The 26,716-nt window shown below is 63.7% G+C and carries 16 protein-coding genes and 1 pseudogene; 9 read left to right on the forward strand and 8 right to left on the reverse strand.

Annotation, left to right across the window (positions count from 1 at the left end; genetic code table 11):
* Positions 1–198: 198 nt before the first annotated feature.
* The 3 genes from AC1DOQ_RS03550 to AC1DOQ_RS03560 all read left to right on the forward strand — a co-directional run bounded on the left by AC1DOQ_RS03550 (position 199) and on the right by AC1DOQ_RS03560 (position 4,665).
* Positions 199–1,752: an ATPase domain-containing protein gene (locus AC1DOQ_RS03550; RefSeq protein WP_477360328.1), complete on the forward strand. Its 1,554-nt coding sequence runs from the start codon at positions 199–201 to the stop codon at positions 1,750–1,752.
* Entirely contained in the window at positions 1,749–2,999 is a 1,251-nt protein-coding gene (locus AC1DOQ_RS03555) for a sensor histidine kinase (protein ID WP_477360330.1), read from the forward strand. The genes AC1DOQ_RS03550 and AC1DOQ_RS03555 overlap by 4 nt, the downstream gene beginning before the upstream one ends.
* Before the next feature lie 172 nt (positions 3,000–3,171).
* Positions 3,172–4,665: a hypothetical protein gene (locus tag AC1DOQ_RS03560; protein WP_477360332.1), complete on the forward strand. Its 1,494-nt coding sequence runs from the start codon at positions 3,172–3,174 to the stop codon at positions 4,663–4,665.
* A gap of 17 nt (positions 4,666–4,682) precedes the next feature.
* Here the strand turns inward: AC1DOQ_RS03560 and AC1DOQ_RS03565 are convergent, their stop codons facing one another.
* On the reverse strand, positions 4,683–5,873 hold the full coding sequence (locus tag AC1DOQ_RS03565; RefSeq protein WP_477360334.1) for a PQQ-dependent sugar dehydrogenase: 1,191 nt from the start codon (positions 5,871–5,873) through the stop codon (positions 4,683–4,685).
* A 331-nt stretch (positions 5,874–6,204) separates the two neighbouring features.
* Between AC1DOQ_RS03565 and AC1DOQ_RS03570 the strand changes: the two genes are divergently transcribed.
* Positions 6,205–8,436 carry an NADP-dependent isocitrate dehydrogenase gene (locus AC1DOQ_RS03570; RefSeq protein ID WP_477360336.1) on the forward strand — a complete coding sequence of 744 codons (2,232 nt, stop codon included), beginning with the start codon at positions 6,205–6,207 and terminating at the stop codon, positions 8,434–8,436.
* Between the two features lie 151 nt (positions 8,437–8,587).
* On the opposite strand, the gene AC1DOQ_RS03575 is transcribed toward AC1DOQ_RS03570, so the two are convergent.
* The gene (locus AC1DOQ_RS03575; RefSeq protein WP_477360338.1) at positions 8,588–10,288 is read right to left on the reverse strand and encodes a tyrosinase family protein; all 1,701 of its coding nucleotides are present in this window, start codon (positions 10,286–10,288) and stop codon (positions 8,588–8,590) included.
* Positions 10,289–10,457: 169 nt separating this feature from the next.
* On the opposite strand from AC1DOQ_RS03575, the gene AC1DOQ_RS03580 reads away from it, so the two are divergent.
* On the forward strand, positions 10,458–11,132 hold the full coding sequence (locus AC1DOQ_RS03580; RefSeq protein WP_477360340.1) for an MOSC domain-containing protein: 675 nt from the start codon (positions 10,458–10,460) through the stop codon (positions 11,130–11,132).
* Here the strand turns inward: AC1DOQ_RS03580 and tssG are convergent.
* Genes tssG through tssE form a run of 3 tightly spaced genes read right to left on the reverse strand, consistent with a single transcriptional unit; the run spans position 11,111 to position 14,449 of the window.
* Positions 11,111–12,157 carry a type VI secretion system baseplate subunit TssG gene (gene tssG / locus AC1DOQ_RS03585; RefSeq protein WP_477360342.1) on the reverse strand — a complete coding sequence of 349 codons (1,047 nt, stop codon included), beginning with the start codon at positions 12,155–12,157 and terminating at the stop codon, positions 11,111–11,113. The genes AC1DOQ_RS03580 and tssG overlap by 22 nt on opposite strands.
* Positions 12,121–13,962, reverse strand: coding sequence for a type VI secretion system baseplate subunit TssF (tssF, locus tag AC1DOQ_RS03590; RefSeq protein ID WP_477360344.1), 1,842 nt, complete (start codon positions 13,960–13,962; stop codon positions 12,121–12,123). The genes tssG and tssF overlap by 37 nt, the downstream gene beginning before the upstream one ends.
* Position 13,963: 1 nt before the next feature.
* On the reverse strand, positions 13,964–14,449 hold the full coding sequence (gene tssE / locus AC1DOQ_RS03595; protein ID WP_477360346.1) for a type VI secretion system baseplate subunit TssE: 486 nt from the start codon (positions 14,447–14,449) through the stop codon (positions 13,964–13,966).
* Positions 14,450–14,622: 173 nt separating this feature from the next.
* On the opposite strand from tssE, the gene tssK reads away from it, so the two are divergent.
* Together tssK and AC1DOQ_RS03605 are read left to right on the forward strand one after the other, a co-directional pair.
* Positions 14,623–15,969, forward strand: coding sequence for a type VI secretion system baseplate subunit TssK (gene tssK, locus AC1DOQ_RS03600; protein WP_477360348.1), 1,347 nt, complete (start codon positions 14,623–14,625; stop codon positions 15,967–15,969).
* A 1-nt stretch (position 15,970) separates the two neighbouring features.
* A complete protein-coding gene (locus tag AC1DOQ_RS03605) occupies positions 15,971–18,481 on the forward strand; it encodes a type VI secretion system Vgr family protein (RefSeq protein WP_477360350.1) in 2,511 nt (836 codons plus the stop codon).
* A 41-nt stretch (positions 18,482–18,522) separates the two neighbouring features.
* Here the strand turns inward: AC1DOQ_RS03605 and AC1DOQ_RS03610 are convergent, their stop codons facing one another.
* Positions 18,523–18,858 carry a hypothetical protein gene (locus AC1DOQ_RS03610; protein ID WP_477360351.1) on the reverse strand — a complete coding sequence of 112 codons (336 nt, stop codon included), beginning with the start codon at positions 18,856–18,858 and terminating at the stop codon, positions 18,523–18,525.
* A 146-nt stretch (positions 18,859–19,004) separates the two neighbouring features.
* On the opposite strand from AC1DOQ_RS03610, the pseudogene AC1DOQ_RS03615 reads away from it, so the two are divergent.
* Together AC1DOQ_RS03615 and AC1DOQ_RS03620 are read left to right on the forward strand one after the other, a co-directional pair.
* A pseudogene (locus AC1DOQ_RS03615) lies at positions 19,005–19,253 on the forward strand (PAAR domain-containing protein); the annotation flags it as partial.
* Positions 19,254–20,722: 1,469 nt separating this feature from the next.
* The gene (locus tag AC1DOQ_RS03620) at positions 20,723–21,679 is read left to right on the forward strand and encodes a formylglycine-generating enzyme family protein (protein WP_477360353.1); all 957 of its coding nucleotides are present in this window, start codon (positions 20,723–20,725) and stop codon (positions 21,677–21,679) included.
* Here the strand turns inward: AC1DOQ_RS03620 and AC1DOQ_RS03625 are convergent.
* Together AC1DOQ_RS03625 and AC1DOQ_RS03630 are read right to left on the reverse strand one after the other, a co-directional pair.
* Positions 21,672–23,870, reverse strand: a complete 2,199-nt coding sequence (locus AC1DOQ_RS03625; RefSeq protein ID WP_477360355.1) for a hypothetical protein — start codon at positions 23,868–23,870, stop codon at positions 21,672–21,674. The two genes, AC1DOQ_RS03620 and AC1DOQ_RS03625, sit on opposite strands and share 8 nt — an antisense overlap.
* An 18-nt stretch (positions 23,871–23,888) precedes the next feature.
* The gene (locus AC1DOQ_RS03630; protein WP_477360357.1) at positions 23,889–26,711 is read right to left on the reverse strand and encodes a type VI secretion system Vgr family protein; all 2,823 of its coding nucleotides are present in this window, start codon (positions 26,709–26,711) and stop codon (positions 23,889–23,891) included.
* Positions 26,712–26,716 lie beyond the last annotated feature (5 nt).

The following is a 26,716-nucleotide window of genomic DNA, read 5'->3' on the forward strand; positions in this document are numbered from 1 at the left end:
GGCGGATAATGCGACAGAACTGCCCGTTCAGAATGTTTCAATTGTGTTAATACACAGCAGACAGTTGTCTTAGAATCTTCCCGGATACTTTCGCAAAACTAAGTTTGCATCGAGCTACTACAGCTGGCGCCGGCAATGCGGCCGGCAGACTGTTGCGCCGCCGCATGCTAAGCTGACACACTTACGAGGAGTGAATCGATGAACGAACTGGTCAAGACGGGGATTACCGGACTGGACGAGGTACTGCACGGAGGCATTCCCCGCAATAACAACCTGATCGTCGAAGGTCCGCCCGGCTCGGGCAAGACCTCGCTCGGGCTGGGTTTCATCTACCACGGCGCGCTCGACTACGACGAACCCGGCGCCATCGTGTCCTTCGAGCTCGATCCCGCCAAGCTGCTGCGCGATGCCGCCGGCTTCAACTGGGACCTGCAGGGCATGATCGAGCAGGGCAAGATCAAGATCATCCAGACCAGCCCGGCCGTGCTGCTGAGCGAGTTCCGCAGCGACGACGGCGCCTTCGCCGCCTCACTCGTCGCGATGGGGGCCAAGCGCCTGCTGATCGACGGCCTGACGCCGCTGCGCCTGTACGCCGACATGCACGACATGCCCTTCCGCGAAGACGTGCACCTGCTGATCGAAGGCCTGACGCGCCTGGGTGTGACCACCATGGTCACGGCGGAGAAGGACGAGTCGATGACCGGCGTGCTGGCGCATGAGCGCTTCGTCTTCGACACCATCATTTCGCTCACCTTCGGCGAGGCGCGGCGCCGGATGCATCGCCGCCTCACGGTGACGAAGTCGCGCGGCCAGGATTTCATCGGCGGCAGCCATACGATGCGCATCGAACCGCAGACCGGCGTGCATGTGTATCGCCGCGCGCAGTCGCGTCCGGTTGCCTCGCCCGACCAGCCCACCTCGGAACGGCGGCTGTCGACCGGCTCGCCGGCCATCGACAAGATGATGGACGGCGGCATCTACGAGGGCTCGGTGACCTTGGTCAGCGGCATTTCCGGCACCGGCAAGACCGTGTTCAGCGTCCAGTTCCTGACCGATGCCATCAAGAATGGGCACAAGGCGCTGCTGGTGAGCCTGGACGAACATCCGCGCCAGCTGATCCGCAATGCCAAGTCGCTCGGTTTCGACCTTCAGGGCCTGATCGACGACCGCAAGCTGTTCATCCATTACGAGTCGCCCCTGGAACTCGAACTGGACGTGCACTTCGACCGCATCGTCAAGCTGGTCGAGCAGGAAAAGATCGACTGTATCGTGCTCGATTCGGTGGCTGTGTATGAAATGACCAGCGCCGACGAGGTTGCCGATTACCTGTACGCGTTGGCGAGCTTCTTCAAGAACCGCCTCGCCACGACCCTGTTCAACTACGAAAGCCCGGAACTGCTGGGCGTTTCGCAGATCAGCGAGGAACTGAAGGGCTCGCACCTGGTCGACAACATCATCCTGCTCAACTACGTGGAAATCTCGACCGTGCTGCGCCGGGCCCTGGCGGTGCCGAAGGTGCGCGGCAGCCGCAATGTGCAGGTCACGCGCGAATACGAAATCGGCGTCGGCGGCCTGGTGCTGATCGATGAAGACCGCAACGATATCCCGGCCGTGCCGCAATTGCCGTTCTCGTCCTACTACGGTTTGCTGTCGCGTTCACCATCGCGCCAGAGCCCGGCGATCGAAGAAGCCGTGGCCAACGGCGCTCCTCTGCCCGACTCGGCGCCCCTGCCGGCCGAAAAGCCCAGGTGATCAAGGCCGAACTGCCAGACAACACGCCGGTCGACTGGGACGACTGGCATACGCCGCTACGTCAGTTCACGGAAGCGACGGGCCTCGTCACGTCCGCCTATGACGCGGCGGGCGTGCGCCACATCGGTCCGCTGACGGGATCGCGCATGTCGAACTTGCTGGCGGAGCGCTCGACCCTGTGGGCCGAGGATGGCCCCGGCACGGCCTTCGAACGCACACTGGTGCGCGAGGCGTGCGCGCGGGCGGATTCCGCCTCCGGGCAATTCGGCGAAGGCTTCCGCGTGTGCGCCCAGCCGCTGCTGTTGCACGGCCAGGTCTACGGCGTGCTGGTGTTCGGCTGGCGCTTCGCCGACTTCAGCTCGCCGCTCGCCTGCGAACGTATCGCCCAGCAGATCGGGCTGGCCGGCCACCTGCTATGGAACGAGGCGCGGCTCGATGCGCCCGTGTCCGACAAGCGCATGAGCACCTATGCCGGGCTCCTGAAAACCCTGTCGAGTACGCTCGACCGCCAGCGCGAAACCATCGATGACCTGACGCGCGTGAACCGCACCCGCGAACTGTTCCTGGCGACTGTCTCGCACGAGATGCGCACGCCGCTGTCGGCCCTGTCGATGCGCATCGAACTGCTGCTGCGCACGATTCCCGATCTGCCGCCGAAAGCGGTCAGCGGGCTCGAGGCCATGCGCGTGCATGTGCGCCAGGAAGCCGGGATGGTCGAAGACCTGATCGACGCGGCGCGTACGCTGACCGGGCAGATGTCGATCACCCGCACGGCGGTCGTGCTGGGACAGGTCTTGCGCGACGCCATCTCGACCGTGGAACCGCATGCGCACGCAAAGCAGATCCTGCTGCAGGTGACGCCGGCCGATTACGGCGCCCCGATCCGCTTCGAGGCGGATGGCCGGCGCCTCCAGCAGGTCATCTGGAACCTGCTGTTCAACGCGGTGAAATTCACGCCGGTGGGCGGCGTCATCCGCATTGCCATCCGGCGGCTCGATGGCATGGTCGAGATCGACATCGCCGACTCCGGCCAGGGTATCGAAGCGGAAGACCTGCCGCACGTGTTCGGCGCCTTCAGGCTGCAGCAACACGACAACGCCAGCGGACTGGGGCTGGGCCTGTACATCGCCCGCCGCATCGTCGAGCTGCACGAGGGCACGCTCAGCGTCAGCAGCGCCGGCCGTGGCCAGGGCGCCACCTTCTCCATTCGACTGCCAGTCGTGGCAGACCCGCCTTCCAAGCCTTAGATCAGGGCCACTTTCCTCCACTCTTTAGCCTCTGAGTTCGATCAAGAAGCGGCGCCAGCTTTGTCACGATAGTAGCTGATGCCGGAAGAGCCGCTTCGTGCTCCGGTACACGCCTCAGACACGCAACGCGCATCGCGCATCGCAATTCATTTCAGGCAAAAGGAGAAACACCATGGAACATTCGTTCATCGAGGCTGACGCCAAGCTCGAAGCAAGTCCCGCCCAGACCCGGACCCTGGACACCATGATGGAAGACATGCGGAACATGCCGCCGCCCGCCCAGAATCTTTCGGCGCAACCGCGCATGAAGCCTTTCCTGCCGACCATGCCCTCGGCCGACTATGCGGAGATGAAGGCCAGGCTGCAGGAAGCGGGGGCGACGGCCGACAAGCCCGCCGACGTGCAGACCGCCCTGCATGCCGAAGCGCAGCCGCGCGTCCCGATCGTGCTGGTCGGGCCGAATTTCCAGGGCGCCTCGAATGTCGACGGGCTCACGCCGCCCGACACCCATGGCGCGATCGGACGCGAGCATTTCGTCGAGGTCACCAATTCGCACATCGACATCTATGCGCGGGATAACCCGACCCAGCGCACCAGCATTTCGCTGGCGGCCTTTTTCGGCTACACCGCCCAGATCCTGTTCGATCCGCGCGCGGTGTACGACACCACCTGGAACCGCTGGATCGTGACCGCCGTCGCCTTCCAGGAGTCGGCCACGCGCCAGCTGTATTTCATCGCCGTCTCGACCTCGTCGAATGCGGCGGGCCCGTATTTCATTTATGGACTGAACGTCACTTTCGCGGCCGGCGATTTCTGGGATTATCCACAACTCGGCATGGACCAGGATTCGATCATCCTGACGGCAAATATCTTTGCCGCCTCCGGCGGCTTCCGTGGCGCCGACATGTTCGCCGTCGCCAAGGCGCGCCTCTATAACGGCCTGGGCTTCGCGGTGCCCGTGTTCACCGGCCTGCGCGGCACGCTGGCGCCGCCGAACGTCCTCGATCAGAACGCGCGCACCTACCTCGTCGCGGCGGCGGGCGGCAGCGCACTGAGCCTGTACACCCTGACCAACTCGAGCCGGCCGAACGGCATCCAGTTGAGCGGGCCGGTGAACGTCCCCGTGGCCGCGTATTCGGCGCCGCCGGACGCGCCGCAGCCCGGCACCAGCGCGTTGCTCGATACCCTCGACGGCCGCTTCGTCAATGCCAGTACGCAGATGGGCAACTCCCTCTGGCAGGTGCACACGATCAACCTGGTCGGCTATGCCGCGCCCAGGTTTTACGAGATCAATACCGCCACCAATTCGATCATCCAGAGCGCCTTCTTCTTCGGCACCTCGACCTCCTTCGATTTCAATGCCTCGATCGCGGCGAACGCCGGGGACGATATCTTCGTGACATGGACGATGACGGATCCGAGGAACGGCACCAATGCCCAGGTGCGCTTCTCCGGCTACGACCATAACGACGGCCTGCCGTATATCCTTGGACCGGGCACGGCGGCATTCACGAGCCCGACCTGGTACGGCGGCGGCCGCTGGGGCGACTACTCGGCGGTGACGCTCGACACCCGCAACGCCAGGCGCGCATGGCTGGTCAACGAGTATGTCCAGAGGAACCAGGACTGGACCAGCCGCATCGTCGGCTTCGGCTTCGCTACCTAGCGTCAGGCTCGGCTTCATTATTGTCCCTTGACGATCTTCCAGATGCCGTTCGAGGTCAGCACGTACAGCTCGCCCTGCCCGTCCCGGCCGAAGGACTGCACCTGGCCGGGCTTGGCGATGTTCCAGTCGCGCTGTTCGGAGGCGGCCAGGCCGGAGGCCAGGAAACTGCGCACGAAACCGGCGCAGTAATCGGAATAGAAATAGCGACCGGCCAGCTCGGGGATCGCCGTCCCGCGGTACACGAAGCCGCCCGTGATCGAGCACGGACTGCCGGAATCGGCATGGCTGTACTCGAGCACCGGCAGCGCCAGGCCGCTGCGGTTGCAGCTGGCCGCCTGGTAGCAGGTGCTGCCTTCCATGATCTTCCATCCATAGTTCAGCCCGCCCTGCGACGCCGGCGCCAGGTCGATTTCCTCGCGCTGGCTCTGGCCGACGTCGGCGATGTAGATCTTGTCGGCATCGAAAGTGAAACGCCAGGGGTTGCGCAGGCCGTTCGCCCAGATCTCCGGCCGCACGTCCGCCTGGCCAAGGTAGGGATTGGTGGACGGGATCCGGTAAGGCAGTGCGGAGCTGGCGCTGCTCACGTCCAGGCGCAGCATCTTGCCCAGCAGTGAACCCAGGTTCTGCGCATTGCCGTTCGGATCGCCTTCGGAACCGCCGTCGCCGGTGCCGAGGTAGAGAAAGCCGTCGGGACCGAAGGCGACCAGGCCGCCGAAGTGATTGATGTAGGTCGGGTGCGGGATCCGGATGATGGTCAGTGCCGACGCGGCATCCGCACGGTCGGGATCGCCGGACACCGTGTAGCGCTCGACCACGATGTCGTGATTCGCATTCGTGCGGTAGACATAGAAGCGGCCGTTGGTCGCATAACCGGGATCGAAGGCCATCGACAGCAATCCGCCCTCGCCGGCGACGTCGGTGACGCTGCGCAGGTCGAGGAAGGGCTGGGCCAGCAGGCTGCCACCCTGCATGACCAGGATGCGGCCGGCGCGTTCGACGATGAACTGGCGCGCGTCGCCCGGCGGTGCGGTGAGGAAGGTGGGACTGGACAGGTTACTGGCGAAGGGGGCCAGCGCCAGGGTGAGGGCGGCGGGCGGCGGTGCGGGAGGCACCGGCGTGCCGCTGCCGGACGTGCCCCCACTGCCGCCGCCGCCGCCGCAGGCGGTCAACAGTATGGACAAGGGGATAAGGATGCGCCAGGAAAGCATGGGAGCCTCCGGATCGGTCGCCAGACGCGTGTTGCCGCAGGATGAAGCAAACCTGCCACTGGCGGCGCGCGCTTGACGCCGAAAATCGCGAAAGGGTGGTGTCCGCCTGAAAAGCGGTGCATAATATGGCGCTTGTCTTCTGTCTTATATAAGACTTGGCCATGCGGCAAACATGATCCGCATGGCGAAAAGCTCCTCGCGTCGGAGTAGATCGGTTAGGATCATCGCCTGACATCATCGCCTGATGGCGTGCGCGATCCGCGAGCCCAGACAGTTGATATCTTTTTAGTATTAGTTTCCCTTACCTTCGCGAACACCGAGGAAAAAGCGTATGAGCAGCGATTCGACCATCATCTACACCCTTACCGACGAGGCGCCCCTGCTGGCAACCCACGCCTTCCTGCCCGTCGTCAGCACCTTCACCAAGCCTGCCGGCATCACTATCCAGGAAAGCGACATCTCGGTCGCTGCCCGTATCCTGGCCCAGTTCCCCGAGCGCCTGACGCCGGAACAGCGCGTGCCCGATGCCCTGAGCGAGCTGGGCAAGTTGACCCTGACGCCGGAAGTCAACATCATCAAGCTGCCGAACATCAGCGCCTCGGTCGGCCAGCTGACCGCCGCGATCAAGGAACTGCAGGGCAAGGGCTACAACCTGCCCGACTACCCGGCCGATCCGAAGACCGACGAAGAAAAAGAAATCAAGGCCCGCTACAGCAAGTGCATCGGCTCGTCCGTGAACCCGGTCCTGCGCGAAGGTAACTCCGACCGCCGCGCACCGAAGGCCGTCAAGGAATACGCCCGCAAGAACCCGCACTCGATGGGCGAATGGTCGCCGGCCTCGCGCACCCACGTGTCGCACATGACCCACGGCGACTTCTACCACGGCGAGAAGTCGATGACCCTCGACCGCGCCCGCGACGTCAAGATGGAACTGCTGACCAAGAGCGGCCAGACCATCGTGCTGAAGCCGAAGGTCTCCCTGCAGGACGGCGAGGTCATCGATTCGATGTTCATGAGCCGCAAGGCCCTGCTGGACTTCTACGAACAGCAGATCGAAGACGCGCGCAAGACCGGCGTGATGTTCTCGCTGCACGTGAAGGCGACCATGATGAAGGTCTCGCACCCGATCGTGTTCGGCCACGCCGTGCGCATCTTCTACAAGGACGCCTTCGCAAAGCACGGCGCCCTGTTCGACAGCCTGGGCGTGAACGTCAACAACGGCATGGCCGACCTGTACAACAAGATCGCCACCCTGCCGGATTCGCAGCGCGAAGAGATCATCCGCGACCTGCACGCCTGCCAGGAGCACCGTCCGGAACTGGCCATGGTCGACTCGGCCAAGGGCATCACCAACTTCCACTCGCCGAACGACGTGATCGTCGATGCGTCGATGCCGGCCATGATCCGTGCCGGCGGCAAGATGTACGGCGCCGACGGCCGCCTGAAGGAAGTCAAGGCCGTGCTGCCGGAATCGACCTTCGCCCGCATCTACCAGGAGATCATCAACTTCTGCAAATGGCATGGCGCTTTCGATCCGAAGACCATGGGCACCGTCCCGAACGTGGGCCTGATGGCGCAGCAGGCCGAGGAATACGGTTCGCACGACAAGACCTTCGAGATCGCCGAAGACGGCATCGCCAACATCACCGACCTCGCCACCGGCGAAGTCCTGATGTCGCAGAACGTCGAGAAGGGCGACATCTGGCGCATGTGCCAGGTGAAGGACGCACCGATCCGCGACTGGGTCAAGCTGGCCGTCACCCGCGCCCGCAACTCGGGCATGCCGGCCGTGTTCTGGCTGGACCCGTACCGTCCGCACGAGAATGAACTGATCAAGAAGGTCAAGACCTACCTGAAGGATCACGACACCACCGGCCTGGACATCCAGATCATGTCGCAGGTGCGCGCGATGCGCTACACCCTGGAGCGCGTGGCCCGTGGCCTGGACACCATCTCGGTAACCGGCAACATCCTGCGCGACTACCTGACCGACCTGTTCCCGATCCTGGAACTGGGCACCAGCGCCAAGATGCTGTCGATCGTTCCGCTGATGGCGGGCGGCGGCATGTACGAAACCGGCGCCGGCGGCTCGGCACCGAAGCACGTGCAGCAGCTGACCGAAGAAAACCACCTGCGCTGGGATTCGCTGGGCGAGTTCCTGGCACTGGCGGTGAGCCTGGAAGACATGGGCATCAAGACCGGCAACGCGAAAGCCAAGCTGCTAGCCAAGACCCTGGACGCCGCCACCGGCAAGCTGCTGGACAACCGCAAGTCGCCGTCGCCGAAGACCGGTGAACTCGACAACCGCGGCAGCCAGTTCTACCTGTCGCTGTACTGGGCCCAGGAACTGGCCGCGCAGACCGAGGATGCCGAACTGGCCGCCTACTTCGCGCCGCTGGCCAAGTCCCTGGCCGAGAACGAGCAGAAGATCGTGGCCGAGCTGCTGGAAATCCAGGGCAAGCCGGTCGACATCGGCGGCTACTACCAGCCGGACAACGCCAAGGTGAAAGCCGTGATGCGTCCGAGCGCGACCTTCAACCAGGCGCTGGCTTCGGCTGCCTGATAGAAGCAGGTCCTCCACGGAGGACCGGGGCCTTGAATCCGTCAGGGCCGCGCTCCAAGTTTGCAAGCGTTTCGACAGCGCGAACAGAACTTGGGGGAAAAAAGCGCCAGTGGCGCTTTTTTCGCTTTCGCGGGGACGACGTTTTCGAGGCTCAATAAGTCTCCACACTCACCGATAGCAACTCCACCGGATTCCCACCCCCCATGCCGTGATGTCCCATCATCGCGTGCATCGGCACCACCCGCAATCTCAGCGTGTCATGCCCCGCCAGTGCCTGGGCCGTGCCTGCCTGGTTCAGCTTCTCGCCGAGCGGCAGCGCGTACGACAGCGCACCGCAGCTGCCGTGGCCGCCGATCATGGTGATGGTCGCCAGGTAGAAGGGACTGCCGGGTTCCACCTGCGACGGGTCGTCCGGGCCGTTGAGGATGACGACGAAAGCGTCGTGCACCATCTCCGAAAAATTCAGCACGATATTCGCCACCAGCGTCGCGCCCATGGCGCCGGCCTGGGCCAGGGTATTCGCCGGCAGCTGGACCGTCGCGCTGGCCGGTTTTGCCGCCCCGATCACCTGGTTGAGCACCTTGCCGGGGTAGACACGGCGCGCCGTCGCCCTGGGCCGCGGCTGGCTGCCGGCGCGCCGCACCACCTCTTCTCCGCTGCCTGGCTCATAGTCGTAGCCGAAGGCCTCCATCCAGATATAGTCTTCGGCGCGGGTTCTGGTGACCGGCCGGCCCTGGCTGTCGACGAAGAACACGATCGGTTCGCGCGCCCAGCGGTAGTAATCGGTGTTCCTCTCTTCCGCCGACTTCTGCTCGTCCGGCAGGTCGGTGCGCAGCTCTGAGCCGCTGGGCAGGATTGGCAGTCCGAGGATCTGCTGCTTGCGCGTCCAGACGTCCCACAGCCGGTCCAGGTTCGCATGGTGCAGGAAGAAGATCGGGTCGACCGGCGACAGGAAGTTGGTCATGAAGCCCTGGGCATCCATGAAGTTGCAGTCGCGCGAACCCACGCAGCGGTGGATCGAATTGTGCGGCCGGCCCTCGATGATGCCGAAGCCGGCCATGGTGTGGTGGTTCGCGCTCTTGGGGCTGCCGAAGGTCGTGAAGTCGGGCGCGGCCAGGGCGGCCTGGATGGTGGCCGAGGAGACCGCGTCGATGGTGGCGGCCGACAGCGCGGGCAGCTCGCGCCGCATCCCGCGTGCGCGCGACTGCTCGTAGAACAGCGGGCCGGACGGATCGCCGACGATGTCGAACATGATGTCGTCGGCGAAGCGGAATTTGCGGATCAGGAGCTGGCCGTAGCGGGAATTGCGGTCGAAGACGCCGCCGGGCGAGGTCCAGTAGTCCGTGTTCGTGAGCGCCGTCTTGAGGCGGTTTTCGAATTCCTGGGCGTTCGGGATATAGGCTGGATGGTTCGGGTCGAGCACGTCGTCGAACATGCCGCCGGGGACCTTCTGTTCCGCCGTCCAGTCCCAGTACGGCAGGGCGAACTGCGGGTCGCCGCTCAGCTCACGGCAGATCTGCTCGAACCAGCCCAGGTAGCCGCGGTGCCAGGGCAGCAGCCACCAGTTGCCGTGCGGGCAGTCGAGCGTGTGCACCATCGCGTGGCGGTACCAGTTGCGCGGATCCTCGGGCGGCAGCGCCAGCATGGCGCGCACAGCCTTGGCATAGCTCTGCAGCATGCGCGCACCCATCTTCGAGGTGGACGCGTTGTAGCGGCGGTAGCGCGCCGGCCTGGCCGCCGCCTGCCCGAATGCGGAGCCGAGCGGCAGCATGCCGGCGCCAAGGCCGAGGGCGGCGGTTTTGAGGATGGTGCGGCGTGACGGACCGAACGCATGGCTTGCTTGTCGAATCATGGCGTGCTCTCCGAATGAGATATGCTCGCTGTGCATCCAGGAAAGATGCGAACCCAACTGGCATACTCGACCAGCCTAGCTCGTCTGTTTTATGCACCTGATGGCAAAGCTCAAGCCGGCTCAGCAATACAAAATAAACATGGAAAAGGATGTGATCGTTGACGAATCCATGATCACTGGTGCCGGACTCGGACAAGTGCTGGCGCTGGCCGACGGCGCACCGCATGTCGAGGCCATCGCGGGCATGGGCCTGGCCGGCGAGCGCCATGCCGACCCGCTGTCGTCGCGCCAGGTGCTGCTGGCCGGTGCCCCGGCCTATGCCGATTTCGAACTGCCCACGCAGGCGCTGGGCGAGAACCTGTTGGTCGACTTCGACACTTCGCGGCTGGTCTCCGGCAGCGTGCTGCGCATCGGCGAAGCGGTCCTGCTGCGCCTGATGTTCCAGTGCGAAGCCTGCGGCCACCTCGATGCCTTCCAGGCCGGCGTGGCGGCGCGGATCGGCCGGCGCCGCGGTGTGCTGGCGCGCGTGCTGGCCGGCGGCGTCATCCGGCCCGGCGACCGCATCCGCGACCTGGGCCGCATGCTGCCGGGCTGGGATGAGGACTGGCGCCTGCGGGTGGCCCGGGTGCTGCGCGCCGCGCCGGACGGGATGGTGCTGAGCCATGCCCGGCTGGCGCGCCTGGCCGGGGTGCAGTCGAGCTACTGCCGCGCCTTCCCGCGCCTGCTCAAAAGCCTGGGCCTTGCCGGCAAGGCGGTGTCGAGCCAGGCCGCGGCGGGCCTGCGCTGCTGGGACGGCGAAGGCCTGTTCGACGACGAGGGCGGCTACAGCGAATTCAGTTCGTAACGCACGTCGCGGCGGTCCGCGTGCTGGGGCCCGTCGACCAGATAGGCATCCCAGCCCAGGCGGCCGAACTGGGAGCCATCCCGCAAGGTGACTTCGCACACGTCGGCCGCGCGCAGCACCAGCTCCACTTCGTATTCGAGGGTCACGCCGGTGAACAGGGTCAGCAGGGAGTGCAGGGCTTTCGCCGCCAGGCCGCCGGGCAGGAAGGCGCCGAAGCTGGTGCGGTCCAGCGGTCCGATCACGAGGCGCAGGCGCAGGTCGCGCTGCCACACGCGCACGCCCGCCATCGCGCCCGCGCCCAGCACGGCGGTGGCCTGGCCGAGGATGGTCTGCTGCGCGGGCGGCACCTCGTACCATTGGCCGACGAACTGTTCGGCCGCCACCGGCTGGCCGAAGTATTCGCCCAGCACGCGCGCGAGCTGGCTGCTCGAGGCCGGCCGGTGCCGGATCGCTGCGGCGAAGTAGCCGACCGATTCGTCCAGCACCGCGCCGTTGTGTCCTTGCGCCAGGCGCCGGCGCAGCGCGGCATTGCCGAAGCCGGCCAGCCCGAGCAGCAGGGGCAGGAAGCTGTCCCTGCCCTCGAGCTGGTACTTGAAGGGCAGCCGGTATTTGCGCCAGGCTTCGTAGAACAGGGCCAGCGAGCGGTTCGAGAAGGTGTCGAGGAAGGCGCGCGGGCCTTCGTCCTTGTGGCGCTGCTCGTGCTCGGCGATGCGTTCGTTGTAGTGGGCCGGCAGTACGCCGTTGCAGCCCAACAGGCCCATGAAGGCGGGCGTGAGGTGGACGTGGCGCAGGCTTTCGTCGTCGTGGGTCTCGAGGTGGATGGCTTCGAGCTGGCTGGCCGGAAAGCCGTGCGAGGTCGAATTCCGGAAGCGCAGCACCTGTGCCACCGGGTCGGGCCGGGACTGGCGCTGGCGCCTGAGCCAGAGCTCGAGCAGGCGCACCGCCTGGAAGTATTCGAAGCGCCAGGGTTCCTTGAACAGGCGCTCGATTACAGCAGGCTCGAATCGCCGCTTCTTGGCGAACATGCGAGTAACTCCTCTCCGGTCTTGTGCGAGACGATGGTCAGCCTGGTAAAGCTGTTGGCGTGGACGTAGAGGGCCAGGAAGCGTTCGATCAGGTGGGCGAAGGCGTGGATGCCGCTGCCGACGAAGGCTTCCTCGTCGATGGTCAGGCGCACCTCGACCCCGCGCACCAGGCAGGTGAACGGATTCCCCGGCAGCCAGGCGCTGGCGGGCTTTTGTTCGATGCCATTGACGCCGGCGATCTGGCGCTGCGACGAGGCCGAGCGCGGCAGGTCGTACAGGGCCAGCATCTCGCGGAAGGCGTCGATGCCGTCCGAGGTCAGCGACAGGTGGTTCAGCGACAGGTGGGAAATCAGCCGCCAGTGGGTGCCGCGCCCGTGCTCGAAGCGCCAGGAATTGGTGGGCTTGCGCAGGAAAGCGATCGACTTCACGCTGGATCCGCCTTCGAGGAACAGGTCGCCGCCGCGCTGGCCGTAGGCGAGCTGGGAAGGCAGGTCGCGGTTGGTGCAGATCAGTTCGAGGTTCAGCGTGTCGGTCTCCACCGCGGCCGGATCGAAGTCGACGTCGACGATCGTGATCTGGGTCTCGAAGCCCGGGCTTTTATCGCGCAGGGTCTCGTCGCGCCGCAGCGCCCAGTAATGGCCGCTGTTATCCGGTGCCTGCGCATGCTTGAGTGAATAGAAGGGCTGGTATTCGATGATGGATTCGCCCTGCGGTGTCTGGCGCACCAGCGAGACCGACTCGATCGTCTGCACTTCGTAGGCGAAGGCGCGGCGTCCATCGGCCAGCACCGGATAGCTGGCGCTGGCATGGGTCAGGCGGATCGGTTCTCCCTTCTGGCGGAACAGGTTGACTACCGGGGTGCAGCCGAGCAGCACGTTGTTCGTCGACAGCGTTTCCAGCATGCGCGCGGTGTTCGAATCGGCGCGCAGGCCGGACAGCGCCAGGTGCAGGGTGAGCGTCCTGCTCCCCGCCGGCAGCGCACCCGCCAGCGCGGCGAGGTCGATGTCGAAGAAGTTGAATTTCTCGGGGAAGCAGAAGTACTCGGTCAGCAGCCGGTAGGCGGGATGGGAGCGCGCCGGGAAGTCGATCAGGGCATCGTCGTCGTCGAAGCCGGCGGTGTGGATCGGGATCGCGTCCAGCGGCACCCAGCGCCCGCTGCGGTCGGCTTCGGCCCAGGCGGCGACGGTACGCATGAACAGCGCATCGCGCAGGGCCGCGCAGAACGAAGGCTCGCCGTCGATGAACACGCGCAGCCGCCCCAGCTGCAGCTGGCCGGGCGCCTGCTCGCCGGTGGCGGCGAGGGTGATCCTGAGCCCGGCGCCGGCGCCGCCCGGCAGCCTTACCGCTTCCGGGCAGCGGATGATGGCGGAAAACGATGCCTCGGCGAGTTCCAGCGGCGCCACGCAGACCGGGTAGACGGTGCGGAAGGTGCAGGCGGCGCCGCGCACCGGCCGGGTATTCAGCTGGGTGCCGCGCGGGACGATGCTGGCGCCGGTCTGCTGCGCGGCGGCGGCGGCGACGTCCATGCGCGCGATCGAGCACGATGGGAAGGGCCGCAGGTAGTGCGGGTACAGCACCTCGAACAGCGCCTCGGTGAACTCGGGATAATCGTCGTCGAGGCGCTTGGCGATGCGCGCATTGAGCAGCGCGAAGGACTCGATCATGCGCTCGATGTGCGGGTCCTCGCATACCTCGCCGCTGATCAGGAGGCGGCCGGCGATCTTCGGGTAGCGTTCCGCGAAGTCGCGCAGGTTGCGGCGCAGGTAGCCGAGCTCGCGCTCGTAATACGGCAGCAGCTGTTCCATCTCAGGTCCCCGCCGTTCGTCCGGCCTTGCTGATGCTGTACTGGAGCGTGGAGCGCTGCAGCACGGCGTCGAAGTTGACCGGCTCCTGCGAGCTGCTGGCCACCAGCAGCGCCGTGATCGAGAAATTCAGGCGGTTCACCGCGCCCTCCCTGATCTCGAGCGAGGCTTTCACGTTGCGCAGGCGCGGCTCGTGGCGGCCGATGACCTGTTCCAGGCAGGTGCAGATGTGGGCGCGGTCGGAGGGACTGGACAGCGAGCGGTCGGCGAAGTCGCTCAGTCCGTAGTTCAGGATCGAGCTGCTGCATTCGGGGTAGTCCTCGAGCAGCGCTTCCGGGATCACGGCACGGGTGTTCAGCAGGGCCTCGAGGTCGCGCGCGACCGCATCCTTCAAGTCCTCGGCCGAGATCCGCGACACCGTGGCACTGCCGGCGCCACGCGTCGGCACACCGAGCAGGCGGTCGAATAAACCAGGCGTGAAACCCTTCATCGGCATCCCCTCGCGTGATCGAGCCGAGAGTCTTACATAGTCGCTGCCGAAAAAATAGTTCAGTTGGGAAGGCGCTACCAAAACATTGAGCGGGAGCAAGACCCAACCGGGTTCCCGTAAAAAGGGCGCCACGAAAAAGCTATGGTGGTGGACTCGACAGGAGGGAACGCGACATGAACAGCAAGGTACTTTGGGGCGAGGGCCTGCTGCTGCGTCCGCAGCACTTCCAACGCCAGGACCAATACCACGAACACCGTCTCTACAAGAGCATCGATGCCGTTCATCCCTATGCCTGGGGCGTGGAGCGGCTGGAAGTCGACCGCGACGCCCTCGGCAGCAACGTGCTGCGGATCCTGGCGCTGGCGCTGCGTTTCCAGGACGGCGAACTGGTCGACGCGCCGGGACCGGACGAGCTGCCGCCCACGGTCGACCTGAACCTGCTGCAATCCCGGCACAACCAGCAGAGCGTGACCTATTATGCCGCCCTGCCGGGCCTGAAGCCCTTCAGCGGCAACTTCGTTCCGCCCGGCGAGGACAGCAACACGGCCCGCTTCGTGCAGGCGAACCACGAGACGCCCGACCTCTACACCCAGGCCTCCCCGGCCCAGCTGGCCTACCTGAAGAAGGCGGTGCGCCTGGTGGCCGAGTTCGAGCCGCGCGATGCCTACACCTGCTTCCCGCTGCTGCGCCTGCGCCGCGCCGCCACCGGCGGCTTCGAGCTCGATCCTGGCTTCGTGCCGCCCAGCCTGTCGGTCGGCGCCGCGCCGATCCTGCACCTGCAGCTGCGCCGCCTGCTGGACGCGCTGCAGGCCAAGGTCAGCGCCCTGTACGGCCACCACCACGAGCCGAGCCGCAACGTGATCGAGTTCCGCTCCGGCGACATGTCCTCGTTCTGGCTGCTGCACACGGCCAGCACGTCCTGCGCGGCGCTGACCCATTATCTGCACCATCCTGACCTGCATCCCGAGCGCCTGTACGAGCAGCTGCTCGCCACCGCCGGTGCCCTGATGACCTTCTCGAAGAGCTGGACCCTGGCCGACCTGCCGCCCTACCAGCATGCGGACCCCGCCCCGGCCTTCCTGAAGCTCCACCAGATCGTGCGCGAGCTGCTCGATACGGTGATCTCGTCGAAGTACTTCGCCATCGTCCTCAGCGAGGTGCGGCCCAGCTACCACCACGGCATGCTCGACTCGGGCAAGATCGACGACAAGACCACCTTCTATATCGCCGTCTCGGCCGACATCCCGGCGCTGGAGCTGGTCGACACGGTGCCGCTGCGCTTCAAGGTCGGCGCTCCCGACGACGTCGAGAAATGCGTGCTGTCCGCCCTGCCCGGCGTGCGCCTGCAGTACGCGCCCCAGCTGCCGGCCGCGGTGCCGGTGCGCCCCGACACCTGCTACTTCGTGCTCGAATCCAAAGGGCCGATGGTCGAGCGCATGCTGCAGGCGCAGTCGGTGTCGATCTACGTGCCGTCGGGGATGAAGGAGCTCAAGCTCGAACTGCTGGCGGTGGCGGCCTGAGATGGGGAACATCTTCGGCGAAGGACTGAGCCAGCACGCGCGCCTCGTCACGCTTGCAAGCGCACAGGATGGCGGCCTGCCCGAATCGCTTGTGGTGGAGCGCTTCACGGGCCGTGAGGGTGTCAACGAACTGTTCTGCTTCGAGATCGATGCGCTGAGCGTGTCGGCCGATCTCGAGCTGTCGGCCTTCATCGGCGAAGCGCTCAGCATGGCGATCCTGCAGCCGGACGGCAGCCGGCGTGCATGGCATGGCCTGTGCACCCAGGCTTCATGGATGGGCGCGGACGGCGGCATGGCACGCTGCCGCCTGCGGCTGGAGCCGGCGCTGTCGCTGCTGGCACTGCGTCGCGACAGCTATATTTTCCAGGACAAGAATGCGCGCGACATCGTCACCGAACTGCTGATGGATTATCCACAGCTGCGCTTCGACTTCGACCTGACGCAGCCGCTGTCCACGCGCCCGGTCTACACCCAGTACCGCGAGAGCGATCTCGCCTTCTTCATGCGGGTGCTGGCCTCGGAGGGCCTGAGCTGGCGCTTCGAGCACGACCAGGATACGCACCGCCTGCTGATCTTCGACGGCAAGGCGCCGGCGCCCGCGACGCCGGGCGGCGACACCATCCGCTTTCACGGCGTGCGCGCCACCGAGCAGGACGACAGCATCGACGTCTTCGGCGCGCGGCGCCAGGTCGCGGCCAACGGCGTCGCCATCAGCAGCTGGAATCCGGCGCAGCTGATGGCGCCGGGCGCGGAGCAGCAGTCCCACCTGGATGCCGGCGACTTGCCCGGCATGGCGATCTACGACGGCAGCGGCGAGCGCATCGCGGCCAGCAGCGACGAAGCCGGCCGGCACAGCCAGCTGATGCTGCAGGCGCTGGAGCTGGACAACAAGCGTTTCGAAGGCGCGGGCTCGGTGCGCCGGCTGGCGGCCGGGTATGCCTTCAGCCTGAGCCAGCACGAGCGCTATCCGGAGGGGGAGAACGCCTTCGTCGTGTTGTGGGTGCGCCATGAGGCGCGCAACAACCTGCGGATGGCCGTTATCGATGGCATCGACGGTATCGACGGCATCTACCGCAATACCTTCGCATGCGTGCGTGACGTAAGCGCCATCGTCCCGGATGCGATGACCGCGCCGCAGCCCTGCACCGCACCCGGACCGCAAACGGCGCTGGTAGTCGGGCTGCCCGATGCGGTGGCCACCACCACGCGCGATCACCAGGTGAGGATCCAGTTTCCCTGGCAGCGCGGGCGCAGTCCGAATCCCGGCGGTATGGCCCACAACAGCGACGCCGAAGGCTGCGCTCCCGGCGACGACAGCTCGGGCACCTGGGTGCGCGTGGCCGAAGCGCTGGCGGGGCCCAACTGGGGCACGCAGTTCACGCCGCGCATCGGCACCGAAGTGCTGGTCGACTTCATCGAAGGCGACATCGACCGCCCGGTGATCGTCGCCCAGCTCTACACCGGATCGCACCCGCCGCCGTTCGCCGCCGGCGTCGATTCCGGCATCACGCATGCGGGCGTGCTGTCCGGGATCCACACGAATAACTTCGACGGCGGCTGGAACCAATGGCAGCTCGACGACACCCAGGGCCAGCTGCGCATGCGCCTGGCCACCAGCAGCGCGGCGACCCAGCTGAACCTCGGCTACCTGGTCGACCAGCCGCCCGGCGCGGCCCAGCGCGGACGCTATCGCGGCAGCGGTTTCGAGCTGCGCACCGATGCCTGGGCCGTGCTGCGCGGCGGCGAAGGCGTGCTGCTGTCGACCAGCGCGCGCGCCGACGGCGCATCGACCCAGATGGATGCGGCGGAGGCCCTGTCGCTGTTCAAGGGCGCGCGTTCGCTGAACGATGCGATGGCCGGCGCAGCCTCCCAGCAGCAGGCTTTGTTCAGCAAGGAAGCGGCGAAAGCGCAGGCGGATTTCATCGAACAGATCGATCCGCAGGCGAAGGGCAGGTACGCCGGCGCGATCGGCGGCCAGCCGGCCTTGAAAGCGCAAGCGGGCACGCGCGAGCCGGATGCGGGGCAGCCGGTGGAAAAGTTCGGCGCGGCGATCGTGCTGATGGACGCGGCCGCCGGCATCAACTGGGCGACGCCCGCCTCCACCGTCATCTACGCCGGACAGCAACTGCACTGGACCACGCAATCGGACCTGCACATGACGGCGGCGCATACGGTGTCCTCGGTGGCTGGCCAGGCCGCCGGCCTGTTCGCGCACAGCGGCGGTATCCAGGCCATCGCCGGCAACGGGCCAGTGTCGCTGCAGGCGCATACGGACCAGCTGGAGATCCTGGCGGAAGGGGCGGTGACGGTCATTTCCGTCAACGACAGCATCGAGATCAAGGCCAAGGACAAGATCGTGCTGCAGGCGGGGCAGGCAGCGGTGACGCTGGCGGGTGGGGATATTACGTTTGCCTGCTCAGGGAAGTTCAGTGTGAAGGGTGGGCAGCATTTGTTTGAGGGTGGGGAGAGTGTGCCTGCGGTGCTGGCGCCTCTCCCTGGCGGCAAAGCGTAGGTATTCAGATGCGGGTTCCGTTGTGCCGGCAGCTTCAGGGATTAATCGGTTTTCGTCAGCTCGAGGCCATCGACGACCATTTTCCACTGCGCGCCATCTTGATACGGCGGTTTGCTTACGACGAAAGTCGTCGCCATGGGGCCCAACCCTACTTCGAAATTGTCTCCGTTGAACCCTTTTAGTGGGCCATCCACTGAGGTCGTGCCACCGTCCTTTAAACGTTTGTACTTGACGGAGCCGTCTTGCGTAATCAGCAGATACATCGCCTTTTCTTGCCACTCGCCGACATACAAGGATTTTTCTTTTGGAACGGGCTTGCCGCAGCCGGCCAAGGAACCCAGCAGGGGAAGTAACACCAGCAATTTTGGATATTTCATGTGCGCCTCCATGCAGAGTGATCGGGTTTTTCAACAGGGACCAAGGCTTGCCAAGATATAGCAGCGCTAAAGTCGATACTTGCGCGACGTCATCGCGATTGCCTTGAGTCACGATTAATTGTGGAATGTTTTGAGAGGAGATTCATATGGCAGGACCATTGATCAGACTCGGTGACAAAATCTCCCACGGCGGCAGCGTCATCGAAGCGTCGCCATACAGCGATATCGATGGCGTCGGCATCGCACGCATGGGTGACAAGGTCAGTTGTTCCAAACACGGCACGGTCACGATCGCCAGCGGAGACACGACCTTGATCGTCGACGGCAAGCCGGCCGCGCGCGACGGCGACAAGACTTCTTGCGGCGCTGTCCTGATCGCAGGTCAGCAAACCACCCATCGACAAGATCTGAGCGCGACGATGTCCACACATCCTGCCTTGCCAGCCGGTGAGCGCGTACTGCCTTCCTGGCTCAAATCCCTTTTTCTGGCCACCTTTGTCGTTGTCGCCTGCTGGGGAAGCGCGATCGTTTACTGGCGCACGACCAAAGCCAACCCGGCAACGGGCGAATTGCTGTTCTACCTGCTCGGATTGCCAGCTTGCCTGGTCCTGATGGGCTTCATTGGCCGAAAGCTGATTGCCCGACCGGCCGCCGCGCCAACCGCTACCACCGTTTCCACGCCAGCAAAAGCATCGACCGCGCCGTCGCAAACCCGTCCGCTGGCCATATTGGCGGCCTCGCTGCGGCTGCCGCATGGCGCATCGCCCGAAGAATTGGCCTCGGCCATCGCCGGTAACAAGGCGCGCGCCGATCTCGACAAGGAATTGGTCGATGAGGATGGCTTTCCCATCATGGCAGCGCGCTGCAATCACGCCGTGGACGAAGCGCTGCGAGACGAAATCGGGGAATGGCTGGCCCTGAATGGCATGAGCGGGCTGCAGTTCGATGACGAGCAATGGCGTGCGTTGACGCTGGCAAGCGCCGTGGTTGCCGAACTGGCCGCACAGGCTGCGGGACCAATCCTGTACCAGGTGGATACACAGGCAAGGCTGCAATTGATACCGTTATTGCCGGCTGAATGGGATGTCGCACAAGGCCGCGCGGCCGGCATATGGCTCAAGCAGACCGTGGCACGCTACGGCTGGCCAGGCGACCATGTCATCGTGACGACGGAAGTCCCTGCGCTTGCGGGGGATGTTTCCCCGTCAGCGGTAATCAATCGGCTGGCTCACAGCGCTGGTGCGGAGAATGCGCCATTGATCGCCATGGTCGTGGCGTTCGCTTCGCATATTGGCGACGAGTCGGTGGCGCGCTGGGCGGCGAATGGTTCCCTGTTCACGTCATCGCAGCCTCATGGACATATTCCAGGCGAAGGCGCGGTCGGGTTTCTGATGACCGATCAGCTCAGCCTGGCCGAATCCTCGACGATTGCGCTGCTGGATGGAATCGAAGAAGCGTACCTGGATTCGTCGGCCGACGAGACCAAGCGTGTCGACTCCAGCTTGCTGGGGGAATTGTCGGAACGTGCCTTCAAACGCAGTGGGATCGATGCTTCCGATGTGGCGATGGTGATTGCCGATACCGGGCAGAGCTCGAGCCGCGTACTCGAATTATTGGCGCTGAAGGCGGCCGGGTTATCCCGGCTGGACGAAACGGATGACATGGTCCGTGTTGGCGTCGCCAGTGGGAGATGCGGTGCGGTTTCATTTTTTGCTGCGCTGGCGTTGGGGCGCCATTTCACGCTTGAGCGTGGTGCGCCGGTGCTTTGTGTCGGTAATGAAGATCCGTATCGCAGGATGGTTGCGCTGGTGCGATCTTCTGACCTTCCTTCCTGATGATTGACGATTTTTGAAGGTATTGGCCCATGAAGCGTACTTCCGTATTTATCAGCGTTCTGATCTTGTCTACTGGATTTCAGTCCAGCACGGTGTCGGCCCGCGCGGACACGTCGCCAGCGCAGCGGCCTTCGAATGCCGAGCTTGACGCGCGCATCAAGGCGTTGATCGCGAAGGTGAAGAGATCATTACGTCCGCTGAAGGGTGGCTCCTTCGAGATGGGGGATTGGGGGACTGAGACTGGCCAACATTACGATCCTGATACCTGGTCCCGCCCTTTGCACAAGGTGACCTTGGATGGGTTTTCGATGATGGCTTACAAGGTGACGTATGACGACTTCGATGTATTCACGGACGTGACCGGCAATGAACGTATCAATATGGACAAATTCAGTATCGGTAGCCGGCAGCCTAGGCGTCCTGCTGGGGTCAGTTGGTATGGCGCCAAGGCATATTGTCAGTGGCTGGGAAAGCTGACCAATCTGTCATTCGATTTGCCCTCAGAAGCGCAATGGGAATACGCCGCCCGATCAGGTGGAAAACGTGTTCTATTCGCTACCGATAATGGAAAAATAGATCGCCCTCGAAATTTTCCGAAAGATTGGCGTCACGAGATAAAGCAACCGCCGCCGCCGGAGGTCGGAGGGTTTCCTCCCAACCCAGCTGGCCTATACGGTATGTCTGAGGATAGCGGAGAATGGGTCAACGACTGGTTTGATGAGGAATATTATAAAAACTCACCGAAAAGCAACCCTTCCGGACCCGCTAATGGGCTTAAGAAAGTATTGCGGGGAAGTGTGGGAGGATATGCTGAAATTTCGGCAATGGTATTCATGAGAACCTCGGCGATACCGCAGCCACAGCATGAAACTTATCCAAACGGCTTTGATTATGAAAAAAGAGTCGAAGTGCCATTTCCCGGGTACTCTGGTTATATAGATCAGAATTTTCGCTGCGTTATCAGTGGCGTAAAGAAAACTAAGTAAAATACCCGGGGTGATGGAGTGGAAACTCTGCAACTCGAAACTCAGGGTCGTCATTGCGAAGGAATGGTCTACCTTTTAAAGGGCTTGCTGCCGCTAGCCGAACCTCGCAGCGAGTAACACAGTTCTCGAAAGTCGTTCCCATAGTGACAGAGTTAATCGACTGAACTGCTTGATTTTGATCTGATTTCTGACCAATCGAGAACGTAACTCTCTCAAGGGTCTTGCTGAGATGCCTAGTCGATTGTGCTGTCGTCAGTATTTCGTTAATTGAAAATGCAACAGATTTTCGCAAATGATCATTTGTTGCGCTGGATGCTTTGGACGCTTCAATAAGACTTTTGATTAATGCGCCTCGCGATTCCGGCGGCAAATAGGAATGCCAACCCCAGCCGGATTTTAATCTCTCTTCTATTGTTTTAATAAATCGGGTGCCAACTTGTTGGATTGCAGAGCTGGTTTCGTTATACATATTTTCAATCATGCTGGCTTTGACTCTAAAAAAACTCTCAAGTGATCTGCCTGTGGCAGTGGTGAGATACAAAATTTGATTAAATATGTAAAAATCAGCTTCGCCAATCAATTGAGGTATTTTTTTATAATCAGCTTGTTTTAATTGATGAGCGATGCACATGAAAAATTGAGCAATTTGTTCTAAGCCAACGTTTGCGCCTACGCTGCCCGAACCTCCCAAACCTAAGCACGCTCCTGCTTTCGCCGCAATCACGAAATTCCCGTTACGGTAAGCACATTCGAAGCCCAGCGTCGCTGCAAGCCCCTGAATTAGAGCGGCATCAGCGCTGACTGTCGCCATATCGACATATGCTGCAAGCGCCTTGTTGACATCTGCCTTCTTGGGCTTTCCCGGGTTAATAAACCCTTCCGGATTCAACCACTGCAAGGCTCCTGCCAAGCTCACTCCTTCCTTCAGCCCGGTAAATAACTTAACCTCACCCTTTGCCCCGACCTTGGCCTTGGTACCGCTCTGATTCTTTGGTGTGCCTCGTAATCCCTGCCTGTCTCCCGTTACCATCAACGAAGCTCCTGCTTCAAGTGCGATACTTGCTCCAGCGAGTGCATATAACGTCAGGTCACCGCGCAACCGGAAGTAGCCAAGATCAAGCGGCTGATCAATGACGGTCGTGTCCAAATGCCAGCCCGCAGCGTGCGGCAGATACATGATGGTCTCGACCTTGGCCTCCCCCACGGCAAAGGAAGCCTCGGCATTCGCCTTGATGCTGAACTGTGCGGCCTTTGCAGCCCGTTTGAAGCGCTGGGCCATGGTCTTGTCGCGCTTGTCGAAGAAGTTGCCCTGGCACGGCATGAAGGTGGCCTCAGCGCCGGCGCCTGCCGTCCAGCGCAGGAACTGGGCTTCCGGCTTCATGTCGACTACACGGTAAGGATTGTTGGGATCGCTCTTTTCCGCGCCAACGATGCCTTCGATGATTTCTTTCTGTCCACGCTCCAGGAAGCTAGTTGCCGAGGCGCCCATCACCTTGGCCCAGTCCGTCAGGATGCCGCTGAAGTGATCTGTATCTTTTGGTGCCCATTTCCATTTCTTCTCAAACTTGGCTTTATCCTGCACCTGGTTCGCAATGCGTTTCCGAACCTCTTGCACATTAAGCGTCGTGCCGTTGAAGACCTTTTCTTTCGGGGCCTTTTTTCGCTCGGTCGAACCTTCGACCATGTACACGCGTTTGTCATCCAGGGCTTTCTTCAACGACTGGGCGCTGACGTAAATCGGTGTATGCGTTCTTCCTTCCATCCGTTTCATCGTCAGCGGAACAAGCTCGACCAGCTTCTTCGGATCCGTTTTCAGATTCGTGATCGCCTCCACCCGTTTTTTTGCCGCTTCGCTCTTTTGCGACAGCGTATTCAAGGCTGCATCAAGCTCTTTCTGCGCTCGTGCAATGTCGGCTTTCGCCGAATTCGGTTGCTCCAGCAGGTGCTGCAGCGCGAGGGATTTTTCGGTGACCGCCCGGTTGGCATCTTGCAGCTCTTCGATGGCGGTCTTGTTCTCATGCCCATCCTTGCGGCATTCCAGCCACTCGTCCGGATAGAGTGCGATGAAAGAGTTGTCGTCCGGACGGTAGAGCAGGACCCCATCCGTCAGCGTATGCTCGAACTCGATATAAGTGTCGCGAGACGTGGTCGTCGGGGTGGATTTAACGGCAGCAAGCGATTCGCTCATCATGACGCTCCGGTAGGGATATCACTCGTCTTTGGGCAGGTACAGCTTGAGGTCTTCCCTCTTTGCCGTAAAAATGCGCTGGGTGCGTCCCAGGGCATCGGTGATGCCTTCGATCGTGACGCCGCCGGCCGATTCCAGCCGGTAGCGGACGTAGGCCATCGGTTCTTTCGTCTCTTCATTCCTGATGACGAAAGCTTCGTTATAGATTTCTGTGGCTTTGGGCAGTGCGGGAACGCTGGCACTCCCATCCTTTGGCCCCGCCAGCTCTTTCATGCCCGCTTTGAATTCCACCTTCCCCGGCGCATGCAGCATGATGTTGCCGCCTTCGAGCTTGAGGCAGGCGCCCTGGGCGGTCAGCAGCACATGCTGTTTGCCGACAGCCTTCACGCTGGCGGCAATACTTGCCACCGTAATGCCTTTGTCGGCCGTGAGATGCGTTTCACCGGACTGGCTTTGGCTGCTCAGCTTGCCGCTTGCCGCATGCAGCAGGATCCCGGTTTCCTGGTTCGGTTTGTCCCTGGCGTTTGCCTTGCCATACGTGAACAGGCTGATCCCTGCGACAGCGGCACGATAGCCACTGCCTCGTGCGGCAAAGTTGATGTCCTGGCCGACGCAGATCGTCGTCGTGGCGCCCGCCGTCAGTACTGCATCCGCCGGCGTCAGGACCACGATGCCGTCGGGACTGGAGAGCTGAAGCTGCGGCGAGGGCCAGGCAATCGTGTCCTCGCCGACCGTGCCGATCACCTCGGCGCTGTCCCTCATCCCGGTGATGGCGCTCGCGTCATTCAGCGCCGCATTGTGCCTACCCGCCGTCCCCGCCAGACTCTCCTGCAACTCCCGGCTCGCATCGATTTGTCCGCACGCCCCGCGCGCGTCCATCTGCGCGCCACCGGCCAGGCGGTCCGCCGACAGCAGCATCCCCTTCCCGGCACGCAAGGCCAGGCCGTGCGCGGTCTTCAGTTCCGCACCGAGGCCGGCCGTCTTGATGCGCTGGTTGTCCGTCTGGTGCCGCAGATGGCCAAGGTTCAGCTCCGCGGTGCCCTGGTGGGCGTTCGCATGCCGCTGCAGCGATACGCGGGCCTGGCCGGGGCTGTCGTCGAACACCAGCTGGCTATAGGCTTTCGTTCCCAGCTGGCTGGCCTGCATGGCCTGGCTTTTCAGGCCGGACAGCACGGCCGGATGCGCGTGTGCGCCGGCCTCGCCCGGGAACCAGGGCGGCGCATTGCCGGTCGCCGGACCGGCGCCGTGATTGCGGGTGTTGTGCTGGGCGTCCCGGGCGCCGGCGCCGTTGTAGAGCGCGCCGATCACCACGGGGCGGTCGATGTCGCCTTCCAGGAAGTCGACCAGCACCTCCTGCCCGACGCGCGGCAACGCGTGGCTGCCCCAGTTCGCACCGGCGATCGGCGCCAGCGGCGTGGCGACGCGTACCCAGGTGCCGGCGCTGTCGTCGCCAGGCGCTCCCGTATGTCCGTCGGAATGAGGATGGTCCAGGCGATTGTGGCCGTCCGCGCCGCGCTGCCAGTGGAACTGCAGCTTGATCCGGTGATCGCGGTCGGTGTGGATGACTGCGCCGGGCGGGCCGACCACGATGGCGGTCTGCTGGCCGCGGATGGTGGGCCGCGCATGCGGTGAAGGATGGCTGCGGTAGGGAATGCTGCTGCGGATGGCGTCGATGCGATTGCGGTACAGCGGACGTTCGCCGGGCCGGGCGAGGTATGCCCGAGCATCCGAGGCCGGAGGCTCGCCAACACGCCCGGCGATTTCCGCCTTTATCTCGGCGCTCAGGTTGTTATGCATCAGGTGGCGCGCGCGGGTGACGAGGAAGCGGCGCTCGTCCTCGTTTTCCGTATCGTGCACGGCGTGGCCCGACAGCGTGAATGTCGTTCCCGGCGCGAGGGTGCGCACCGTGCCGGCGCCGGTGAAGACCTCGCCGCGCGCTTCCAGGGCCTGCAGCCGGCGGTCGGCCAGGCGCTGGCCGTGGCTGCGGTTCGGATAGGCGTACTGTCCCGGCATGTCGCGCAGCGCCAGTTCCTCTTCCCCTGCGTGCATCGAGGATGAGAAGACGGGGCGGCGATCGAGACTGCGGTAATCCCAGCTGGCGAGTTCGATCGCATTCGTCTGCTGCCGCACTTCGCAGCGCCAGCGGTCCATGCTGTCTTCCTTCATCACCGCACCTGGCTGGGTGTAGCGCACGGCCGGCTGGATATTGGGGAGGAAGACGCCGTTGTGGTCGGCGATCACCATCCGGTGACTGCCCAGCCCCGGGCTGCCTGGATCGCCTTCATGCTCGAAGTAATAAAACAGGCCTTCCTCGCTCATCAGGCGCTCGATGAATGCGAGGTCGCTTTCCTGGTACTGCGTGGCCAGGCTGCGCTTCGGATAGCTGCCGGGGGCGGCGAGATCGAAACGCCAGTCGGGAACCAGCCGGCCACGTCCCTGCCATGCCTTGAGAACCGTGTCGACGATGTCGGGAACGCTCATGTCCTGGAAGATGCGGCTGTCGCGGGTATGCGCCAGGAAGGTGCTCCACGGCTGCAGGCTCAGCGTATAGCGGGCCATGCCGCCATTGGCGCCGTTCAGTTCCGCCACCGTCAGGTAGCCGTGGAAGGCGCGCGGCCTGCCGGCGTCGACGGTCAGCAGCTCGAGCAGGGCCGGTTGGCCGATCAGGGCGCGCAGCGAAATCCCGGCATCCAGCGACAGGGCCGTGATCGTGAATGCATACCCTTCGCCGATGGCTTCCTCGCCGCGAATGGATTCGGCCAGCAGCCGGTCGGGACCGAGACGCGTGTGCAGGCGCAGCAGGCGGCTGGTGTCGGAAAAGAAAGCAGGAAATTGTGCAGGCATGAATG

This window comes from Massilia sp. 01N417, from assembly GCF_056399645.1.

What these genes read in the sequence shown, in the direction of transcription:
- AC1DOQ_RS03550 (WP_477360328.1), top strand. Translation starts at nt 199, where the DNA reads ATGAACGAACTGGTCAAGACGGGGATTACCGGACTGGACGAGGTACTG.
- AC1DOQ_RS03560 (WP_477360332.1), top strand. Translation starts at nt 3,172, where the DNA reads ATGGAACATTCGTTCATCGAGGCTGACGCCAAGCTCGAAGCAAGTCCC.
- AC1DOQ_RS03565 (WP_477360334.1), bottom strand. Translation starts at nt 5,873, where the DNA reads ATGCTTTCCTGGCGCATCCTTATCCCCTTGTCCATACTGTTGACCGCC.
- AC1DOQ_RS03570 (WP_477360336.1), top strand. Translation starts at nt 6,205, where the DNA reads ATGAGCAGCGATTCGACCATCATCTACACCCTTACCGACGAGGCGCCC.
- AC1DOQ_RS03575 (WP_477360338.1), bottom strand. Translation starts at nt 10,288, where the DNA reads ATGATTCGACAAGCAAGCCATGCGTTCGGTCCGTCACGCCGCACCATC.
- AC1DOQ_RS03580 (WP_477360340.1), top strand. Translation starts at nt 10,458, where the DNA reads ATGATCACTGGTGCCGGACTCGGACAAGTGCTGGCGCTGGCCGACGGC.
- tssG (WP_477360342.1), bottom strand. Translation starts at nt 12,157, where the DNA reads ATGTTCGCCAAGAAGCGGCGATTCGAGCCTGCTGTAATCGAGCGCCTG.
- tssF (WP_477360344.1), bottom strand. Translation starts at nt 13,962, where the DNA reads ATGGAACAGCTGCTGCCGTATTACGAGCGCGAGCTCGGCTACCTGCGC.
- tssE (WP_477360346.1), bottom strand. Translation starts at nt 14,449, where the DNA reads ATGAAGGGTTTCACGCCTGGTTTATTCGACCGCCTGCTCGGTGTGCCG.
- tssK (WP_477360348.1), top strand. Translation starts at nt 14,623, where the DNA reads ATGAACAGCAAGGTACTTTGGGGCGAGGGCCTGCTGCTGCGTCCGCAG.
- AC1DOQ_RS03605 (WP_477360350.1), top strand. Translation starts at nt 15,971, where the DNA reads ATGGGGAACATCTTCGGCGAAGGACTGAGCCAGCACGCGCGCCTCGTC.
- AC1DOQ_RS03610 (WP_477360351.1), bottom strand. Translation starts at nt 18,858, where the DNA reads ATGAAATATCCAAAATTGCTGGTGTTACTTCCCCTGCTGGGTTCCTTG.
- AC1DOQ_RS03620 (WP_477360353.1), top strand. Translation starts at nt 20,723, where the DNA reads ATGAAGCGTACTTCCGTATTTATCAGCGTTCTGATCTTGTCTACTGGA.
- AC1DOQ_RS03625 (WP_477360355.1), bottom strand. Translation starts at nt 23,870, where the DNA reads ATGATGAGCGAATCGCTTGCTGCCGTTAAATCCACCCCGACGACCACG.
- AC1DOQ_RS03630 (WP_477360357.1), bottom strand. Translation starts at nt 26,711, where the DNA reads ATGCCTGCACAATTTCCTGCTTTCTTTTCCGACACCAGCCGCCTGCTG.